Origin of the sequence: Streptococcus oralis subsp. dentisani, assembly GCF_003944205.1 — a bacterium.
GTDB lineage: Bacteria > Bacillota > Bacilli > Lactobacillales > Streptococcaceae > Streptococcus > Streptococcus oralis_BH.
Genome location: NZ_RJPH01000001.1, coordinates 227,483 through 248,476, shown reverse-complemented (window position 1 = coordinate 248,476; position 20,994 = coordinate 227,483). Strand labels below are relative to the sequence as shown.

Annotated in this window: 17 protein-coding genes and 1 other annotated feature; of the genes, 2 read left to right on the top strand and 15 right to left on the bottom strand. The window is 41.6% G+C overall.

What is annotated here, in order from left to right; translation table 11 throughout:
* Positions 1-58 precede the first annotated feature (58 nt).
* Both pfkA and D8805_RS01195 read right to left on the bottom strand, forming a co-directional pair.
* Entirely contained in the window at positions 59-1,066 is a 1,008-nt protein-coding gene (gene pfkA, locus D8805_RS01200; RefSeq protein ID WP_084973689.1) for a 6-phosphofructokinase, read from the bottom strand.
* Positions 1,067-1,146: 80 nt separating this feature from the next.
* Positions 1,147-4,248, bottom strand: coding sequence for a DNA polymerase III subunit alpha (locus tag D8805_RS01195; RefSeq protein WP_125415151.1), 3,102 nt, complete (start codon positions 4,246-4,248; stop codon positions 1,147-1,149).
* A gap of 265 nt (positions 4,249-4,513) precedes the next feature.
* On the opposite strand from D8805_RS01195, the gene D8805_RS01190 reads away from it, so the two are divergent.
* Both D8805_RS01190 and D8805_RS01185 read left to right on the top strand, forming a co-directional pair.
* Entirely contained in the window at positions 4,514-6,787 is a 2,274-nt protein-coding gene (locus D8805_RS01190) for a Xaa-Pro dipeptidyl-peptidase (protein WP_125415150.1), read from the top strand.
* A gap of 16 nt (positions 6,788-6,803) precedes the next feature.
* Positions 6,804-7,274 (top strand): arginine repressor, encoded by a 471-nt coding sequence (locus D8805_RS01185; RefSeq protein ID WP_001043005.1) that lies wholly within the window; start codon positions 6,804-6,806, stop codon positions 7,272-7,274.
* A 55-nt stretch (positions 7,275-7,329) separates the two neighbouring features.
* On the opposite strand, the gene D8805_RS01180 is transcribed toward D8805_RS01185, so the two are convergent.
* The 13 genes from D8805_RS01180 to ppc all read right to left on the bottom strand — a co-directional run bounded on the left by D8805_RS01180 (position 7,330) and on the right by ppc (position 20,988).
* A complete protein-coding gene (locus tag D8805_RS01180; RefSeq protein WP_125415149.1) occupies positions 7,330-7,503 on the bottom strand; it encodes a hypothetical protein in 174 nt (57 codons plus the stop codon).
* A 9-nt stretch (positions 7,504-7,512) separates the two neighbouring features.
* A complete protein-coding gene (obgE, locus tag D8805_RS01175; RefSeq protein ID WP_125415148.1) occupies positions 7,513-8,823 on the bottom strand; it encodes a GTPase ObgE in 1,311 nt (436 codons plus the stop codon).
* A gap of 71 nt (positions 8,824-8,894) precedes the next feature.
* A complete protein-coding gene (locus D8805_RS01170; RefSeq protein ID WP_000863854.1) occupies positions 8,895-9,029 on the bottom strand; it encodes a DUF4044 domain-containing protein in 135 nt (44 codons plus the stop codon).
* A 43-nt stretch (positions 9,030-9,072) separates the two neighbouring features.
* Positions 9,073-9,264 carry a PspC domain-containing protein gene (locus D8805_RS01165; protein WP_001074503.1) on the bottom strand — a complete coding sequence of 64 codons (192 nt, stop codon included), beginning with the start codon at positions 9,262-9,264 and terminating at the stop codon, positions 9,073-9,075.
* A gap of 22 nt (positions 9,265-9,286) precedes the next feature.
* Positions 9,287-10,603 carry a glycosyltransferase family 4 protein gene (locus D8805_RS01160; RefSeq protein WP_125415147.1) on the bottom strand — a complete coding sequence of 439 codons (1,317 nt, stop codon included), beginning with the start codon at positions 10,601-10,603 and terminating at the stop codon, positions 9,287-9,289.
* Positions 10,604-10,611: 8 nt separating this feature from the next.
* Complete coding sequence (locus D8805_RS01155) at positions 10,612-11,655, bottom strand: glycosyltransferase family 4 protein (protein WP_185774552.1); 1,044 nt, start codon at positions 11,653-11,655, stop codon at positions 10,612-10,614.
* A gap of 113 nt (positions 11,656-11,768) precedes the next feature.
* Positions 11,769-12,098, bottom strand: a complete 330-nt coding sequence (locus tag D8805_RS01150) for a metal-sulfur cluster assembly factor (protein WP_000331930.1) — start codon at positions 12,096-12,098, stop codon at positions 11,769-11,771.
* A 14-nt stretch (positions 12,099-12,112) separates the two neighbouring features.
* Entirely contained in the window at positions 12,113-13,222 is a 1,110-nt protein-coding gene (gene rpoD / locus D8805_RS01145; RefSeq protein ID WP_000201893.1) for an RNA polymerase sigma factor RpoD, read from the bottom strand.
* A 2-nt stretch (positions 13,223-13,224) separates the two neighbouring features.
* On the bottom strand, positions 13,225-14,985 hold the full coding sequence (gene dnaG / locus D8805_RS01140) for a DNA primase (RefSeq protein WP_260469896.1): 1,761 nt from the start codon (positions 14,983-14,985) through the stop codon (positions 13,225-13,227).
* 196 nt (positions 14,986-15,181) lie between these two features.
* Positions 15,182-15,940 (bottom strand): ABC transporter ATP-binding protein, encoded by a 759-nt coding sequence (locus D8805_RS01135; protein ID WP_000125419.1) that lies wholly within the window; start codon positions 15,938-15,940, stop codon positions 15,182-15,184.
* Positions 15,937-16,803 carry an ABC transporter permease gene (locus D8805_RS01130; protein ID WP_084860027.1) on the bottom strand — a complete coding sequence of 289 codons (867 nt, stop codon included), beginning with the start codon at positions 16,801-16,803 and terminating at the stop codon, positions 15,937-15,939. The genes D8805_RS01135 and D8805_RS01130 overlap by 4 nt, the downstream gene beginning before the upstream one ends.
* Before the next feature lie 65 nt (positions 16,804-16,868).
* The gene (trpX, locus tag D8805_RS01125) at positions 16,869-17,864 is read right to left on the bottom strand and encodes a tryptophan ABC transporter substrate-binding protein (protein ID WP_125415145.1); all 996 of its coding nucleotides are present in this window, start codon (positions 17,862-17,864) and stop codon (positions 16,869-16,871) included.
* A gap of 114 nt (positions 17,865-17,978) precedes the next feature.
* Positions 17,979-18,195 (bottom strand) — a binding site (T-box leader).
* A 96-nt stretch (positions 18,196-18,291) separates the two neighbouring features.
* Positions 18,292-20,988, bottom strand: coding sequence for a phosphoenolpyruvate carboxylase (gene ppc, locus D8805_RS01120; protein WP_125415144.1), 2,697 nt, complete (start codon positions 20,986-20,988; stop codon positions 18,292-18,294).
* Positions 20,989-20,994 lie beyond the last annotated feature (6 nt).

Here is a 20,994-nt window from a genome sequence, read left to right as displayed (position 1 = left end):
TGACTCCTTTATATAATTTGACCTTTTATGGTCATTTTACCAGATTAGTTAAAGTTGATTATGACAAGCTCTTGTTCAAGCTAGATAGTTCAAGATCAGCTTTGTGCGGGTTGTTCACCACGATCTTGCCATCTTCAGTCAAGCTAAACAAAGCTCCCTCTTCTGCTGTCCCAAGAATTGGATTTTCAACCATTTTCTCATTACGAATACCAACAGCGACACCACCGATTCCTTGTTTGAGGAGTTTAACAGCATGTGCTCCCAAGCGTGACGCCAAGACGCGGTCACGCGCAGTTGGCGAACCACCACGTTGGATGTGACCAAGTTCAGTTACACGAAGGTCACTAGTGTCTCCAGCTTCCTTGAGTTTCTTACCAAACTCATCGGCAGACATAACTCCCTCAGCCAAAACGATGATGTTGTGTTTCTTACCACATTCATATCCAGCTTTGATGCTTGCAACGATATCTTCCATCTTGAAACCTTCTTCAGGAATAATGATTTCATCGGCACCAGTAGCAATACCTGCCCAAAGTGCGATATCACCAGCGTTACGCCCCATTACTTCTACAACGAAAGTACGACGGTGACTTGATGATGTATCACGAATCTTATCAATCGCATCCATTGCAGTAGTAACTGCAGTATCAAATCCAATTGTGAAATCAGTACCTACGATATCATTATCAATTGTGCCAGGCAGACCGATAGCTGGGAATCCATGCTCAGTCAAGCGCATAGCTCCGTGATAAGAACCGTCACCACCGATTACAACAACACCTTCGATCCCGTGTTTTTTCAACTGCTCAATCCCTTTAAGTTGACCTTCAAGTTGTGCAAACTCAGGGTAACGAGCAGAGTGAAGGAAAGTACCACCACGTGAAATGATGTCTCCAACTGAAGCAGCATCAAGTGGATAGATTTCACCGGCAACCATCCCTGCGTATCCATCATAGATACCAAAGACTTCCATTCCTTCTGAGATTGCTTGACGAACTACTGCACGGATGGCAGCGTTCATACCAGGGGCGTCTCCACCGCTAGTCAAAACAGCAATACGTTTCATTTGGTTTTGCTCCTTTTTCTTTTAACATTCTTATTGATTATACCACATTTCATTTGAAAATTCTTCTATTTTTCGTATTTTTAGCGATAAATCGTTTTCATAGCAATTCCCTCTAATTTTTCCTGTAAAGCAGGGTCTTTTTTTACAAAATGACGGGAGGAAACAATTGTTTTTTCTTCCTCTACATACCTGATAATAACAGGAATAGAGCCTTTGTATTGTTCTAGGATATTTGAAATCTCTTTATCGTTGTCGTGATTTTTAACTTGAATCCAGAATCGTTCTGCGACTGCTTCTTTCAAATCTTGTGCAATCATTTGCAGACGACCATCTCGGGATTGAACCTTGCCATTGATATAGTAGAATTTTCCTTCGGATAAGATAGAAGCAAATTTTCGATATTGGTCAGAAAATACAGTTACATCCAGCCTAGACTTACTGTCATGAACCTGTAGAAAGGCCATACTCTCGCCTTTCTTGGTTCGAATGACTTTTAGTTTTTGCACTTCAACTAGAAGAGTTGCTTGACTCCCCTCAGTAAGATTAACGATGGACGTTGTTGGATACAAAGCTTGTTTGGCAAGAGTTTGTAGAGGATGGGCACTGATTCCAACTCCAATCAGTTCCTGCTCCTTGTAAAATTTCTCTGCCTCTGTAAAATCATCAGCCTCAGTCCAACTATAGTTTGCATCCGCAAAGAGTCCTCCTAACTCCTCAACAAAGACAAATAAGTTTGGTAGGTTCACTAAGATTTTCTGACGATTCTTGTCAAATTCATCAAAAAGCCCCAGTTCAACCAATGGAGTTAAAAGCGATAGTTTCTTGTAATTCTTGGGAAGACGTGTGACAAAATCTTCAATGCTTGAGAAGGGACGATTTTCAATAATCCAGTAAGACAAATCTCTTGGCATGCCCTTAATGGCTTTTAGACCAAGATAGATTGTCTTCTGGGTAATTTTATCATGATAGGGAATGCTGTTGATTGCTAAAGGAGTTACTTCAAAGCCCATCTGCAATGCATCTACAATGTAATCACTGCTAGAATAATTCAACATGACTTGGAAGAAAATAGCAGGATAGTGCGTCTTGAAATAGGCAAGCTGGAAAGCCAGGGCTGAGTAAGCGTAGGCGTGAGATCTATTAAATCCATAGCCTGCAAACTTTTCCATCACTGCAAAAACTTGATTGGCTTTTTCTTCTGAATGCCCAAGTTTCATAGCTCCTGTGATAAAATCTTCCTTCATTAAATGCATCTCTTTAGCATTTTTCTTACCCATGGCTCGTCTGAGGATATCGGCTTTGCCAAGGCTGAAACCTCCGAACCGCTGAGCTACCTGCATGACCTGCTCTTGATAGAGCATGATACCGTAGGTTGATGAAAGGATGTCTTCCAAGGCAGGATCCAGCACCGTCACCTTTTCTTTGCCATGCTTACGAGCAACAAAATTATCAATATAGTCACTAGCTCCTGGTCTGTTGAGCGAGGTCGTGGCTACTACCTCTTCAAAGACTTGTGGCTGAACTCGTTTCAAGAGTCGAATAGCACCAGGTTGTTCAAATTGGAAAATCCCTTTGGTATTTCCAGCAGCAAAGAGGGCCAGAGTTTCCTTGTCTTCCAAATCAATCTCTTCGATTTTCAGATGAACACCCTCTGACTCAGCCAGTAATTCCTGCATTTTTTGGACAAAAGTTAAGTTACGCAGACCTAGGAAATCCATTTTTAAAAGGCCATTAGCTTCAACACCATGAGCATCATACTGGGTGATGAGCATATCCTCACCGTATTTGAGCGGAATATAGTCCGTCAAGTCTTGGTCACTCATAACGACTCCAGCTGCATGGATAGAGGTCTGACGAGGATACCCTTCAATCTTTCGAGCAATCTCAAAAGCTTTTTGGTATTCCATTTTGCTATTGATGACCTGCCTAAACTGCAAATTCTTTTCATAGGCAGTTGTTAGCGTATCTCGGAAACTGATTTTTTTCGTAATATTTGTTAATTCGTACTCTGGAACACCATAGCGTTTGAAAACATCACGAATTGCCTGTTTTGCTCCAAAGGTCGAATAAGTGACAATCTGTGCCACGTGTTGACTGCCGTACCGATCACGAACATAACGAATGAACTCTGGTCTATAAAGGTCAGGAATGTCAATATCAATATCAGGCATGGTGTAACGCTCACGATTTAAAAAGCGCTCAAAAATCAGATTCTTTTCAACCGGATCAATTCCTGTGATGTCAAGTGAGTAGGCCACCAGACTACCAACCGCAGAACCACGCCCCATTCCCATATAGTAGCCTTGGGAACGTCCAAAACGGAGCAAATCCCAAACTACAAGGAAATAGTCGTCAAAGCCCATATCATGAATCACAGCTAATTCCTCATTCAATCGCTCATGATAAATAGCTGAGGTTAGCCCCTTGTCACTCAAGCCTTGCTCAGCCCTCGCTCGAAGCTCTTCTACCGCTGGTCTTTCAGGATTAAAGCGAGGAAGTTTTAAACTTGGGTCGATTTGATAGCTTACATTCTCTATCAAACCCTGGAGATTGGCAAGCGCCTGAGGGAAGCAATTCATAAAACGTGCTTCCAAGTCTGAGGCAGGTAGAAAGATTCCTTGTTGTGAATGCACATCCACTTCTCTTAGGCTGACATTATCCTTGACTGCTGACAAGATTTGTAAAACCTGTAGGTCTTCTTTTTCAAAAGAATTGACTTGATACAGTGGAAGAATGGGTCTGGTAAAAACTTCTTGAGGAGTATCTGGACTAACACCGATATAATAATCATGCCCCAAATCCAATTGTTCGATTCCAGCAAAATAAGGAACAATAATGGCAACATCTTCGAGGTGGCTGGTGAAGTTAGACCAATTTTTCCGTCCAGTCATTTTTAAAGTGGATAACTTCATCAACTCTTGATAACCTTTAGTGGATAGGGCTAGAAAACGAAGAGAAATATTGTCCTCATCTTTGACCAAGGTCATTTCTAGACCAATTAAAGGTTGAATGCCATACTTACGAGTCACTTCTAGAAAATGATAGGCTCCATAGAGATTATCCACATCCATGATAGCAAGGTGAGAATAGCCATAGTCTTTAGCCGTTTGTACATATTTTTCAATCGAAACCACACTTTCCATAAGACTGTAAACAGTCTTGGTGTCGAGCTGTGCAATCATTTCTTCTCCCCCTTGCTTTAGATATAGTACTATTATACCATTTTAAAAACTAGAATGAAAAGGTAGAGACCATTCCTTTCACTCTCACCTATAAAATTAAGCTGACCTCACAATCTGAATGATATCGTGCTGAAATCTCCATGTTTTAAGATGGTCTGAGTCATGTTTCAGCTTCTTTTTAAATTGACTTCATCATGGGTCAACAATATCTTTTTTACCTTATTTTTGATATACTAAATTTAGAATATTTCCAAAGGAGAGCGCCATGCGTTTTAATCAATTCAGCTACTTGCCCGTTTCTCATTCGCAAGTTTTACGCGAGTTATCTCAGCTTGGTTTGAAGCTGGTACCAGAACAAGCATCAAAAAAACAACTTGAACAATTTGTCCGCTGGAGTTTTTTCACTTATGCGAACACCGATTATGCTCTATCTACCCTAGTTGCAGATAGAGAAACGGATCTACTGACCTTCTTTCAGTCTGATAAAGAGCTGACAGCTGATATTTTCTATACCGTAGTTTTTCAACTTTTAGGCTTCAATTATCTTATTGATTTTGAGGATGCTGAACAATTCCGTAAAGAAACTGGATTTCCTGTTATTTATGGAGATTTGATTGAAAATCTCTACCATCTGCTCAACACTCGAACTAAAAAAGGAAATACACTCATCGACCAGCTTGTTGGTGATGGGCTTATTGCAGAAGATAATCACTACCACTACTTTAACGGCAAGAGCTTAGCAACCTTCTCTACTCATGATGTCATTCGTGAAGTCGTGTATGTAGAGAGTCGTGTGGATACTGATAAAGACGGTCTCCCTGACTTAGTCAAGGTCAGCATTATTCGCCCTCGATATGATGGACAGATTCCTGCGGTTATGACTGCCAGTCCTTATCACCAAGGCACCAACGACAAAGCCAGCGACAAGGCTCTCTACAAAATGGAAGGTGAGCTTGAGGTCAAACCTGCCCACACCATTGAGCTCGAGGAGCCTAAGCTGAATGTAGTCGAACCTCATGGTCAAGCTGAAATCGTCTCAGAAGCTGAAGAAAAGCTAACTCACATCAATAGTTCCTACACTCTCAACGACTACTTCCTCCCACGTGGATTTGCCAATCTCTATGTATCGGGTGTTGGTACCAAGGATTCCCAAGGTCTCATGACCAATGGGGACTACCAGCAGATCGAAGCATATAAAAATGTGATTGACTGGCTTAATGGCCGTTGTCGTGCCTTCACGGATCACACACGCAAACGTCAAATCAAGGCTGACTGGTCAAACGGAAAAGTCGCAACAACAGGAATTTCCTATCTGGGAACCATGTCTAATGGTCTTGCGACAACTGGTGTTGATGGCTTAGAAGTGATCATCGCTGAAGCAGGTATTTCCTCTTGGTATAACTACTATCGGGAAAATGGTCTGGTGACTAGTCCAGGGGGTTATCCAGGTGAGGATTTTGACTCACTTGCTGAATTGACCTACTCCCGCAATCTCCTAGCTGGTGACTATATTCGTGGTAATGAAGCTCATCAGGCAGACTTAGAGAAGGTAAAAGAGCAACTGGATCGCAAGACTGGTGACTACAATCAGTTTTGGCATGACCGCAACTATCTGCTCAATGCTCACAAGGTTAAAGCTGAGGTCGTCTTTACTCATGGTTCTCAGGATTGGAACGTCAAACCACTTCACGTATATCAGATGTTTCATGCTCTTCCAGCTCATCTTCACAAGCACCTCTTTTTCCATCATGGGGCTCATGTTTATATGAATAACTGGCAGTCAATTGACTTCCGCGAATCCATGAATGCCCTCTTAAGCAAGAAATTGTTAGGCCTTACAACAGACTATCAACTTCCTACTGTCATCTGGCAAGATAATACTGAGTCTCAAACATGGCATAGTCTCGATGACTTTGGCAAGCAAGATGAACTGCATACCTTCTCTCTTGGAACTGAAGAAAAGGTGATTCAAAACCAGTATGATCAAAAAGATTTTGATCGTTATGGTAAGACTTACCAGACTTTCAATACAGAACTTTACCAAGGAAAAGCCAATCAAATCACCATTGACCTTCCAGTAAGTCAAGACATTCACTTAAATGGGCGAGTGGAGCTGAAACTTCGTGTCAAATCAAGTACAAACAAGGGCTTATTATCAGCTCAACTGCTAGAACTTGGGCAAAAGAAATATCTACAACCTTATCCAGCTGTTTTAAGTGCTAGAACCATTGACAACGGTCGCTACCATATGCTTGAAAATCTCTGCGAACTGCCATTCAATCCAAGTGTTCAACGTGTCATCTCCAAAGGCTACCTTAATTTACAAAATCGAAATGATTTACTAACTGTTGAGAGCATAGAAGCTGAAAAATGGATGGAAATCCAATTTGCCCTACAACCTACGATTTACAAGCTGAAAAAAGGTGACACACTTCGCCTTGTTCTCTATACAACAGACTTTGAGATTACAATTCGAGATAATACAGACTATCACTTGACTGTTGATTTAGCACAGTCCACTATCACTATCCCCTCATAAAAGGAGGCAGCTTTATATGAATAAATCTGAACATAGACACCAACTCATCCGTGCACTTGTAGCCAAAAATAAGATTCATACACAGGCAGAGTTGCAAGCTTTACTAGCTGAAAACGACATCCAAGTCACACAGGCCACTCTCTCACGCGATATCAAAACCATGAATCTATCAAAGGTTCGCGAAGCAGATCATTCTTACTATGTTTTAAATACTGGTTCCATCTCCAAATGGGAAAAACGCTTGGAAAACTATATGGAAGATGGCTTGGTCATGCTACGTCCTGTCCAGCATCAGGTTGTCCTCAAAACCTTGCCAGGCCTTGCCCAATCGTTTGGAGCTGTTCTCGATGCACTTGATTTCAAACAAATCATTGCCACCGTATGTGGTGATGATGTCTGCCTTCTTATCTGTGAAAATGCTGAAGAAGCACAGACTTGCTTTGAAATTCTTAAAAAATTTGCGCCACCATTTTTCTTCAATGACTAAAAAATCCCCCGTGATGAATACAATCACGGGGTTCTCTTTTATCAATGTCAATAGGCTATTTTTCTTCTTTATCAGCCTTCTCATTGCATTTTTTTTCTCGTGCTAATCTAAGAGCACGTTTGGGATTGAGACGATTAAACAATTCTTCTAGTTTCTTTTCATTCCATACATCTGCTGCAGAAACAAAATTTCCATCTGCATCTCGGAATGATATCGGTTTATCTCCCATATCGATCTCCTAGTCTACAAATTCAAACTCAAATTTACCAATTCGGACTAAATCACCATCCTTGGCTCCACGCGCACGAAGGGCTTCGTCAACCCCCATACCACGTAACTGGCGAGCAAACTTCATGACAGACTCATCACGGTCAAAGTTGGTCATGTTAAAGAGTTTCATGAGTTTCTCACCAGAAAGCACCCATGTCGCATCATCGTCACGGCTAATTTCAAAGGCTTTTTCTTCCTCATCAAAGCCATAGTAAGCTTCTTCTTCCATATCAGACTCATCATAGAGCAAGAACTCAGAAGTCTTATCCAACAATTCAGCTGTCGCATCCAAAAGGGGCACCAACCCTTGCTTAGTCAAACCAGAAATAGGGAAGATTGCTGGAAGTTCTTCAAACTCGTCGTAGTTTGCTGCCAATTTTTCCTTGAAGGCTTTAAGATTTTCCTGACTTTCAGGCATATCCATCTTGTTGGCTACGATGATCTGAGGACGCTCCATAAGACGAAGATTGTAGGATTCCAACTCTTTATTGATAGCTAGGTAGTCCTCGTAAGGATCACGTCCTTCGCTAGCTGACATATCGATGACGTGGAGGATAACTCGAGTGCGTTCGATATGACGGAGAAACTGGGTTCCAAGACCAACACCTTGACTGGCCCCTTCAATCAAACCTGGAAGGTCCGCTACGGCAAAAGATTCACCTGACTGTGTACGGACCATCCCTAGATTAGGGACAATAGTCGTAAAGTGGTAGGCACCAATCTTTGGTTTGGCTGAAGTAATGACACTAAGCAAAGTTGACTTTCCGACAGATGGGAAACCGACCAAGCCAACATCCGCCAAGATTTTCAGTTCCAGTTGCAACTCACGTTCTTGACCTGGTTCTCCATTCTCAGAGATTTCAGGTGCAGGATTTTTTGGTGTCGCAAAACGGATGTTTCCTCGGCCACCTCGACCGCCATGAGCCACGATAAATTCTTGACCATGTTCAATCAAGTCTGTAATCACTTTTCCTGTCTCAGCGTCACGTACAGTTGTTCCTTGTGGTACACGAACACGAAGGTCTTCTGCACCACGTCCATGCATTCCTTTGGTCATCCCTTTTTCACCGGATTCGGCCTTAAAATGACGGTTATAGCGGAAATCCATCAAGGTACGCAAGCCTTCGTCTACAACGAAAACAACGTTACCACCACGTCCGCCATCGCCACCCCAAGGACCGCCATTCGGGACATACTTTTCACGACGAAAGGCGACCATGCCATCGCCACCATTACCAGCCTTGACCTTGATCTTAGCTGTATCTAAAAACATACTCATATTTTCTTCTCACTTTAAAAAGGACTGGAAATCCCAGTCATTAGTTTATTGTTTCTATCCTAGCAACTTGCTTAGAATCTGCTAAAAGCTCCAAGCGCTGTCGCAAAGATGCCAGCAAGGGTTACAAACAACATAATTAGCACGACAAAAAGCGTTACTTTTTCAAACATTGTTTTTTTACGTTTTCCATTATCTCCAAAAGCCATTTGGACTCCTTTTTATTTCTCTTTGTTCTATTCTAATTCTTTTTTAATATTCGCTAGAAACAGGTGCAATTACCCATAAAATCAAGTAAGCAAGTACCCCTGCCCCATAACAAAAGGCAAGAACGCCCCAAATCACACGGACAATAGTAGGGTCAATATCAAAATAGTGGGCTACCCCTGCGCAAACGCCTCCAATTTTTTGATCTCTACCACTTCTCATAAATTTTTTTGCCATATTTTATTCTCCTCTATTTTTACTAATCTCTCCAGTAATCCCGGATGCTAGACAACTGTTTTTTAGAAGCCTTTAATATTCGTTTAGACTCCTTAACTGGAGCCGAAACAGCCTGCTGGGGTAGATAAAGAACAGTCTTCAGGAATCGCTGTGTCATAGGCTCATCTCCACGTAGTTCCTGCTCAAATTTATTTGAAATCATCGCATCGAGATAAAACTCATGAACTCGCTTCCCAAAATTCTCAGCCGAAATCTCATACAACTTGTCAGCCAACTTCTGCTCATTCATATCTGGAGTGGCGATCAAGGCTTCGAGGATAGCGCCCGCAAGCTCTCGTTCTCCATAATAAAGTGTTCCAAACATTTTGTCACTGATCAGATTATCCAGATAAGGATTGCCATGAGCGATGACAGGCGTTCCACTGGCTAGACTCTCTAGATAAGTCAAGCCTTGGGTTTCACTAGTGGATGCAGAGATAAAGAAATCAGCCGCTTTATAGTATAAGGCTGTCTCACTTGGAGCAATCATACCAGTAAAAATCACATGATCTTGGATCTGCAATTTCACTGCTTGTTCCTTCAGACTGTCCAGATAAGGGCCGTCTCCAGCAACAACTAATTTCACCTTATCTTCTTCTTTCAAAACCTGCGCAAAGGCAGCTAAGACTGCTTGGATATTCTTCTCAAAGGAGATACGCGAAAGGCTCAGTAGCATTTTTTCGCCTTCCTGAACGCCTAACCTAGAACGAAGTTCTTTCAAGTTTTCCTCTTTGATCTCAGGTCGTTCAAACTTAGCTAGCTCAATTCCAGTTGGGATAACACGCTTTTCAACCTTGACTTTGTATTTAGATAAAAGGTCACGAACAATCTCACTAGGGCAAATCACGCCATCTACATCATGAAGGAAGCCACGCACCAAATATTTTACCATACTCGGACGAATTAGCATGCCCTTAGCAATGTAATGTACATAGTCTTCGTACTGAGTATGGTAGGTATGGATAACAGGAATTTTCAATTCTCTTGCAATCCAAATCCCAAGCAAACCTAGTGAAAACTCTGTTTGGGTATGAATGATATCCAGCTGATACTGTTTGGCAATTTCAAGCGCTTTTGTAAAACCTCGATAGGCAAATCGTCGATCCTTAAACGCAAAGAAAGGGACACTCGGAATTCGAATAATTTGCCAATCCTCGTATCGGTTCACGTCTTTATCAGTCGTTGTAAAGATAAAAACTGCATGCCCCTGCTTTTCAAGCTCAGTTTTCAAAGTCCGTATACTAGTCGCAACCCCGGAAACCTGAGGAAAATAGGTATCTGTAAATAAACCAATTCGCATAAATTACCTCACTTTTTGCCCAAAGCAGCCTGTTCTCGATAGAATTTTAGCCAGATTTCCAACAAATGCTCCTCGGAATACTCTTTAGAAATCTCTCTAGCTTTTTCTTTCAAGTCTTTCAACTTTTCAGGATGATCTTTGTATTCGATAATGGCTTCTCTCATCTCTGAAACATCACTTGTCGCACGATAATTCCCTTCGAGAATGGCCTTGTATAGATCTAAATCCCTCAACATAATCGGCGCTTCACAACTTGCTGCCTCTAAGATAGTCATTGGGAATAGTTCGTTGTAACTTGGTAGCAAGAACAAATCTGCTAAAGCGTAGAGCTCTCGCATACGCTCTGGAGGAACAATACCTGGGAAAATTAGATTTTTAGGTGGATTGTCCATGATTTTTTTATAGCGTTCATAACCATCTGTCATCCCGCCAAATGAAAAACCTCCAGCCCAGATAAAAGTAATTTCTGGCAATTCCTCCGCAAGGCGGATAAAGTCATCAATTCCTTTACGTTTCTGAACCTGACCTGCACCGATAACAACAAACTGATCTTCAGCTAAATCCATTTCCTGACGAAGTTGTGCTACTTGGTCAGCTGGCAATGGATGCCATTTTTCCTTATTTACAAAGTTTGGAATATAAGTTACTTTTTCACGTGGAATACCAGCTGCCACCAAATCCTCGATAAACATAGGATTGACCACCACCAAGTGTTCCATTCGGTTGTAAAATGAAAAAACATAGCGTTTGATAATTCCCTTTAAGAAAAATGGAATTCTCAAGCTTCCCTCAAGCGTATCAGGCAAAAAATGCACATAGCCAATTTTTCTCCCAGAGCGTTTCTTTTGGAAAGTGGATAAATAATAGGGGAAATCAATGGTATGAAAGTGAGTTACATCCGCCTCCACAGGAAGATTCTCCGTAACAATTAACTGATCTTGGGCATCACGATGTAGGAGACGTACCAATTCACGGTAGGCTCCTGATACTCCTTGACCAGCTACTTTTTCACTTGAACTTAGCATATTGATACGCAATTTTTCGTTTTCCATACCTTTCATTATACCATTTTATTTCTAGAAAATCAGCAAAAGAAAGAAGAGACCAGAGGAAAAAGAAGGAGATTTCCTCATTTTCCAATCGTCTCTCACATTTTTCTTAGTCTTTATTTAATTCCTAGGGCGATACGTGCGTATCGGCTCATTTTTTCAACCGTCCAAGCTGGATACCAGACCAATTTAACTTCGGTATTGGTTACTTCAGGCACATCTGTCATCGCATCATGTATCTGGTCTGTCAAGAGATCTGCCAGTGGGCAACCCATAGTTGTCAAGGTCATATCAATTTCAGTGTGACCAGTTTCACCATCAAAACGAATTTCATAAATCAAACCTAAGTTGACAATATCAATTCCCAATTCAGGGTCAATGACTTCTTCCAAGGCATTTAAAATGCGTGTTTTAATCGTTTCAATTTGTTCTTCTGTATAAGCCATGTTCATCCTCACTCTTAATCTTCAATAAAATCACGAAGGGGTTTGCTGCGACTTGGTTGACGCAATTTTCTCAAAGCCTTGGCCTCAATCTGACGGATACGCTCACGAGTTACGTTAAAGACTTTACCAACATCTTCAAGAGTACGCATTTTCCCATCGTCCAAACCGAAACGAAGGCGCAGAACGTTTTCTTCACGGTCTGTGAGAGTATCCAAGACTTCATCCAACTGCTCGCGTAAGACGATACGAGTTGTATAATCCACTGGATTTTCAATTACCTCGTCTTCGATAAAGTCCCCAAGATGGCTATCGTCCTCTTCACCAATCGGTGTTTCAAGTGATACTGGCTCTTGGGCGATTTTTAGGATTTCACGCACCTTGTCAGGTGTCATATCCATGCGCTCAGCGATTTGTTCAGGAGTTGGATCTTGACCCAATTCTTGAAGGAGATTACGTTGTTCACGGACAAGCTTGTTAATCGTTTCAACCATGTGAACAGGAATACGAATGGTACGAGCCTGATCAGCAATGGCACGAGTGATCGCCTGACGAATCCACCAAGTTGCATAAGTAGAAAACTTAAAACCTTTTGAATAGTCAAACTTGTCCACAGCCTTCATCAAGCCCATGTTTCCTTCTTGGATCAAGTCAAGAAACTGCATTCCACGCCCTACGTAGCGCTTAGCGATAGAAACAACCAAACGAAGGTTGGCTTCCGCAAGACGTTGTTTAGCTTCGATATCACCAGCTTCAACTGCAAGTGCCAATTCTTTTTCCTCTTCGTTGGTCAAGAGAGGAACAACCCCGATTTCCTTCAAATACATACGGACTGGATCATTAACCTTGGCAGAGGTAGAGCCAATCAAATCCTCATCACTGAGTTCTGGCTCTTCTTCTGTACTAAGGACACGTGCACTTGGATTTCCTTCGTTATCTGTGATAGAAATTCCAGCATCCTGAATCCGTTGCAAAAGGTCTTCAATGCCGTCTGCATCTAAAGTAAAAGGAATAACCAGACTTGAGTTGATTTCATCGTCTGTTGCTGTTCCTGTTTTTTTGTGGTTACGGATAAAGTCTGCTACTTGCACATCAAATGTGGTTACTTCTTTTTGTTTTGTTGCCATTATTACTCCATTCTTCTCTTTTGGGAAATCAATCGTTGCAATTCTTCCAAGGCCGTGTCTGTATCTCCTAGATGACTAGCTTCTTGCACTTTCTTTTTAATCCTTAAATTGTCCTTGCTGAGGAGGGCACGGTTACGAGTCGCTTCGACTTCCTCTAGCTCCTGAGGTGACATCTCAGCTGGCAAATCCAGGCTAAGCACATGGTACCAAGCATTTTCAACTTCAGGAGTCTGATGAGAAAGTTCCTCTGATCCGATTTCTCCCTCTACATTTAATAATTCGTAAAGAATCTGAAATTCTGGTGTATCAAAGAAAAAATCTTCTCTTAATCGGTAGTCATTTAAAACAACTGGATTCTCTGCCATCCTATAAAGGAGATGAGCCTCTGCTCTCATAACTGCTGTCAGTTGACGCGTCAGAGGTAAACTAATCGCTACTGGTGTAGGTTGCTCTTTGACCCTCTCCTGCCTTTGGACAATTCGACTTTCATTTACAATCTGTTCTACCTGCTGGTAATCAAAGGAAGGTAGATTATCCGCCAGAATGTGGATGTAAGAATTCTGGGCAGTGATCGACTTTTCTTTGGCGATTAAGGGCGCAATCTTTTCAATGAACTCGATTTGCGCTTGCAAATTATCACTATTCTCAGGTTTGAGTTGGTGAATATAGAACTCTATGGGACTGATACGTGTCTTGGTTAAGAGGTAGGCCAAATCTTCAGGAGAATTCTTTTGTAAATACTCATCTGGGTCCATGCCATCAGGTACTCGGACAACTTCCACTGAGAAATCTTTTAATTCTTCCAGAGCTTTGGCTGTCGCTGCCTGTCCTGCCTTGTCACCATCATAGCTGAGAACTATCTTTTTGGTGAAGCGTTTGAGGTGATCAACATGTTCCTTGCTCAGAGCTGTCCCCATAGAAGCCACAGCATTTTCTATACCAGCACGGTAGGCCGCGATAACATCCATGAAGCCTTCCATCAGATAGAGTTCTGTGACCTTACCTGTTCCCTTTTTTGCCTTATCCAAATGATACAATTCGTAACTCTTGTTAAAAATTGCAGTCGAGCGACTATTTTTATATTTGGCAGTCTGACTATCCGTTTCTTGCCAGATACGACCAGAAAAGGCAATAACCTGCCCCTTGTCATTGGTTAAAGGAAAGACAATACGTCCGAAAAAGGTATCAAAGAACTGATTGTCATCTGACAAATAAAACAAGCCCGAATCCAATAAATCCTTTTCTTCAAACTTGCCAGATAAACGTTGGTAGAGATAGTTTCTCTCGGCTGGAGCCAGTCCAATTTGGAAGTGCTTCAGAACATCATCCGTCAATCCACGTTTGTAGAGATAAGCCCTTGCTTCTTCTCCCATCTTGGTCGTCATGAGGATTGCATGGTAAAAACGTGCGGCTTCTTCATGCATATCATATAGAACTTGATGAGGGGAAGCCTGTTGAGGACGAGACTGTACAGGCATAGCTAGTTGAATACCGACGCGCTCACCTAAGAGTTGAACAGCTTCCATAAAGGACACACCTTGGTATTCTTCGATGAACTTAAAAACATCTCCTGAGCGCCCACAACCGAAACAATGGTAAAACTGCTTGTCTTCCACAACGTTGAAAGAGGGGGTCTTTTCACCATGAAAAGGACAGAGCCCCAAATAGTTCCGTCCAGCCTTTTGTAAAGAAATCACGTCACCTATGACTTCCACAATGTTGGCATTGTTTTTGATTTCTTCAATGACTTGCTTGTCAACCACACACAATACCTCCATCTTATCATAGTTTCACGTAAACTAGTATAGCTTATTTCTGAAAAAAAGTAAACCATTTCATACGCTTTCCGTAATTCTCTTTGCCTTATTTTTCTTGATAGAAAGGGGAGTTAAAAAACTCAGAAACACCTTAATGCTTCTAAGTTTCTCTTCTCTATTTTTTGATGATTATTTAACTCATCTATTCAAATAATTGATAGTAGTCTGAGATCTTCATCTTAGCTTTTTCTTCTTTATTGAGGTCTTGGATGATACGACCTTCCTTCATAACTATCAGACGATTTCCATATTTCAGTGCATCCTCCATATGGTGGGTAATCATCAAGGCTGTTAGATGGTCCTTGCTGACAAAATCATCTGTTAACTCCATCAAGGCCACACTTGTTTTAGGGTCGAGAGCTGCTGTGTGTTCATCCAACAAGAGTAACTCTGGTCGCTTCAAGGTTGCCATCAAGAGACTCAAGGCCTGGCGCTGACCGCCTGATAGAAACTCAATCGGAGTGTCCAAGTGTTTCTCAAGGCCATTTCCCACTTTTTCAATGGTTGCCTGAAACTCCTCTCGGTGACTTGATAGCCTTCTAGGAAGGAGTCCTCTCTTCTCACCACGAAACTTGGCGATCAAGAGATTTTCAGCTACTGTCATACGGGGTGCCGTACCCATCTTAGGATCCTGAAAGACACGAGACAAGTACTTAGCTCGCTTTTCAGGTGAAAAATGCGTCACATCCTCTCCCATGATACGAATGCTTCCACTTGTTAAAGGCAAAGTACCTGCAATAGTGTTAAAAAGCGTTGACTTCCCAGCTCCATTTCCCCCTAAGATGGTAATAAAATCATGTTCGAAAATTTCAAGAGAAACATCATTCAGAATGATTTTTTCCTCGTCAAAGCCATTCGTGATGACTTTAGTAGCATTTTTTAATTCTACAATTGCTGTCATTTGCTAAACTTGACTCCTTTCAGGTATTTGCTTTTGAAGGTTGGAATCATGAGACAAACTGCCAAAATCAAGGCGCTGTACAAACGAAGATAACTTGTATTAAACCCAAGAGCAATCACTCCCCAAACGAGGAACTGATAAGCAATAGACCCCACAACGATGGTCATGAGTCGCTCTGCCAGGGTCAAACTCTTGAACAAAACCTCACCAATAATCAAGCTAGCAAGCCCTACGACAATCACTCCAATTCCTCGAGAAACATCTGCATATCCTTCTTGTTGAGCAATTAAGGCCCCTGCAAGCGCGATAATCCCATTTGAGAGAACCAAGCCCATGAGTTCCATTCGTCCTGTATTGATGCCAAAGCTACGAGCCATATCGGGATTGTCACCTGTAGCGATGTAGGCTTGACCTAGTTTAGTATCAAGGAAAAAGAGCATAAGGCCAATAACAAGAGCTACAAAGATTAGTCCAGTCAGGAGTTGGTTAAGGTCCGAATCAAAAGGTAAGACATCCTGAATTTGCTTGGTTCCAAGAAGCCCCAGATTGGCACGTCCCATAATCATGAGCATGATGGAATGGCAGGAAGTCATAACCAAAATTCCTGATAAGAGGGTTGGAATGTTTCCTTTGGTATACAAAAGTCCCGTCGCCATTCCAGCTAGACATCCCGCTCCTACTGCGGCTAGGGTCGCCAAAAACGGATTGACTCCCTGTGTTATCAAGGTTACAGCTACTGCTCCCCCAAGAGGAAAAGAACCTTCAGTAGTCATATCAGGGAAATTCAAAATTCGAAAAGTCATAAAGATTCCCAAACCTAAAATCGCCCAGACCATCCCCTGAGAAATAATGGATACTATCATAATCTTTCACTCATTTCTTTCTTTAGTAAAAATGGGAGGAGATGTGTCCAGCTCCTCCTTTATCTTTATTCAATCACTTGTCCTGCTTCTTTTAGAACGGTCTCTGGAATGGTGATACCAAGTTCCCGCGCTAGTTTTTTATTAATCACTGACTTACCAGTTGAAAAGACATTAACTGGCGTATCAGCTGGTTTTTCACCTTTCAAAACTTTGGCAATCATTTTACCAGTAGCCACTCCAAGATCGTGTTGGTCAACTACTACAGATGCCAGACCTCCTGCTTCTACCATGGCAGTCGCGCTTGGGTAGATTGGTTTTTTAGCTGTTTGGTTGCTTGATACAACTGTTGGGAAGGCTGATGCGATGGTGTTGTCAATTGGAACCCAGATAGCGTCGACCTTGCTGGTCATAACATTAACTGTTGAAGCAATTTCGTTAGTCGAAGGAACGGCAAAAGTTTCGACTGTCAAACCTGCTTTTTCAGCATAAGCCTTGAATTCTTCTACCTGTGTTTTTGAGTTATCTTCGCTACTTGAGTAAAGAGCTCCGATTGTTTTGACATTTGGTGTGAGGGTTTTTATCAATTCTACTTGTTGTTCAGCAGGGTTGTGGTCTGATACCCCCGTGATGTTGCCACCTGGTTTTTTCAAATCTTTGACCAAGTTAGCACCGATTGGGTCTGTAATAGCAGCCATGATAACAGGTAGGTCTTTTGTAGCACTGGCGAGTCCTTGAGCTGCTGGTGTTGCAATCCCAACAACAAGGTCATTCCCGTTTGCCACCAATTGTTTACTCATGGTTGCAACCTTGCTCTGATCGCCTTCAGAGTTCATAAAGTCGATTTTTACTTGGTCACCTTTATAGCCTTCTTCAGCTAGTCCATCTTGAATCCCTTGGTAAATCAAGTCCAAGGATGGGTGACTAACAAATTGAAGAACACCAACCTTAGCAACTTTTTGCTCCACCTTAGCTGCTGGCTTGTTCATTGAAGAATAGATCAAGCTAGCCACTACTAATACTACTAATCCAGCAATAATTCCAATCAAACGTTTATTTTTCATATTTTTTCTCCTTTAAATCACTTGTACTATACTCTTTTCACTCAAAACAAGCGACGCCATCGTTTAAATTCCATAAGTCTCCTCCAACAAAAAAGTCCTCACACAAAAAACTTGTGTGAGGACGTCGATGCGCGGTGCCACCTCAATTATAGGGAATATCCCTATCGCTCTTTCTCGCATTCACGAGTTGCACTGTAAGGTGTGCTCACCGAATTTTTATGATTTCAAATTCTTAAGAACATTCAGCCCAATTTTCATCACTTTCATTTATCTGTTTCCACCAACCACAGACTCTCTAAAAAACTTCAATGATTACTTTCTGAATGTTTAAATTATATCATTTTTCAATTACTTGTCAAGACTATTTTTAGAATTTTTTAAACTATTCTAAAACTTCCCCTTGAAAAAAGAGGAAGTTTAGAAAATATCAACCTGAATTACGCAAACCTGTTGCAATTCCGTTAATGGTTGTATGAATCAATCTTTCTTCGTCTGTTGACAACTCACCACGACGTTGACGTTTAATCAACTCCAACTGGATGTAGTTAAGGATATTAAAGTAAGGCATACGATAGTTTAGACTGTCTTTTAAGTAAGAGTTTTCAGCCAAGAGTTCGTCATAGCCTTCAATAGCTAAAATAACGTCCTTAGTCAACTGCCATTCATCTAAAATGGTGTAATAGATGGCTTGCACTTCTTCATCTTCACAGAGCTTGGCATATTCGAAGGCAATGTTCATGTTAGACTTAGACAAGACCATGTCCACATTGGAAAGCAAAGATTGGAAGAAAGGCCAGTTTTGGTACATATCACGAAGGATCTCAATATTATCAGGATCTTGATCAATAAATTCTTTGAAGCTTGAACCCACGCCATACCATCCAGGAAACATGACACGACTTTGTGACCATGAGAAGACCCAAGGAATAGCACGTAGGCCACCGATTTCTGTAATAGTCTTACGAGCGGCTGGACGCGAACCGATGTTGAAGCTTGAAATAGCTTTGATTGGGCTTGACTCGAAGAAATAGTCATAGAAATGTTCATTTCCAAAGACCAAATCACGGTAGATATCGTAGCTACGGTCCACTACTTGATCCATGATAGCTTCGTATCGATTTGACGTATTAGTATCGCTCTTCTTCTTGGTAATCATACGGTTAATGGCTGCAGAAACCAACATTTCAAGGTTATAATAAGCAGCGTCTTTGTTTCCGTATTTGTTTCCAATCACTTCTCCCTGCTCAGTCAAACGGATGCGGTCCTTGATAGACTTGAGCGGTTGAGATGTAATGGCTTCATATGTTGGACCACCACCACGGCCCACGGTACCACCACGACCGTGAAAGAAGGTTACTTTAACGCCAAATTCGTCTCCAATAGCAGTCAGTTGCTGTTGAGCTTTATATAGAGTCCAACATGATGACAGGTAACCACCGTCCTTGTTACTATCAGAGTAGCCAAGCATGATTTCTTGGTAGTTATCCTTTGAAGCAATCCATTTTTTAGCCAAAGGAAGAGAGAAATATCTTCTCATGGTTTCTTCCGAATGATCCAAGTCCTCGATAGTTTCAAAGAGAGGAACAATCTGAACGCGAGCTTTTTGGGCATCTACCAAGCCGACTTCCTTGAGCATGATTGCCAGCTCTAGCATATCGGATACACTTGTTGCGTGAGAAATGATAGTTTGACGAATGACATTTTCACCCAGTTTATCCTTCAACTTGCGCGCAGCTTTAAAGATAGACAGTTCCTTCTCAAGAAGTTCTGACTTTTCAGCATGAGTTGCTGAGAGGATACGAGGGTCTTCTTCCAACTCTTTTAAGAGGAGGGCGCATTTTTCATCTTCAGAAAGATCGCTATAATGGTCGTTGATACCTGCGGATGCTAACAATTCTGCCACACAAGCTTCATGAACACTAGAATCTTGGCGCATATCGATAGAAGCAAGGTAGAATCCAAAGATTTCAACTGCTTGCATCAGCTCGACAAATTCTCCTGAAATCAGGTATTCACCTTTGTTCTCGAGGAGAGAATCCCGGATAGCTAACAAGTCTTGGTAAAATTCATCCGCGGTAGCATATCTTGGTTGAACATCCTTATCTTCGATAAGATAGGTCTTAGTTGCCCGCATCTTAGCTTGGATGTCAAAGAGGGCACGACGATAGAGTTCTTTTTCACGATAAATGGAGTTATCCTGAGACTTCAGCGCCATCTCACGAACCTTGTCACTGACATTCACAATACTGGTTGAAAGTGAAAATTCACGATAAAGATTATAAATCTTTTCATCATAGTAGTTCATGATGACTTCACACTGGGTCAAGGCTGATTTGTTGAGGGTTTCCGCTGTTACGAAAGGATTTCCATCACGGTCTCCTCCGATCCACATCCCCATGGTAATCGGTTTTGGATGTTGGAGCTCGACACCTTGTTCCTTAGCTAGTTTCTTATACTCAGCCGTCAAACGCGGAACAGCATTCAAGAAAGAACTTTGATAGTACTCCATCACGTTGGTGATTTCGTTGGTTACTTTCAATTTCTTCTCGCGAATCATGTCCGTTTGCATGATAATCTCAATATAACGACGGAGATCTGTGTGCCATTTTTCTTTGTTAATCAAGCCTAGTTTGACATCACGGTACTTACGCAAAAGATTATGGATGTGATTGGTCAAATCCAACATACTCTTACGTTGGACTTGCGTTGGGTGGGCAGTTAAGACAGGAACGACATTTAACTTTTCTAAAATTTCAGCTGCATTTTCTTTTTCAGCCACCATCTTAATGGTTGTTGACAGTTTTCCTAGATAGTCTTGGTCCACATTATTTTGGTGATTGATCTCATAAGCCAAATCCACATCTTCAGAGATATTGATCAAGAGTGGAAGGATTGAGAAATAGCGAGAAATATAGATCATTTCCTCGTTTGAAAGGCTGGTCACCAATTTATTGAGTCCTTGATAGTTTTCGCTTGTAGACAAGTCCTTCAACTGCATGATTTTATCAAAAGTCTCAGGCGCAAGCATATTTTTTGTGATGTCTTCTAATAGCTCTGTCAAAATCAAGACTTCTTCTTGGACGACGGCTTTATTGCTATAGTTTTCTAATTTTTGAAGTGACATAAACTT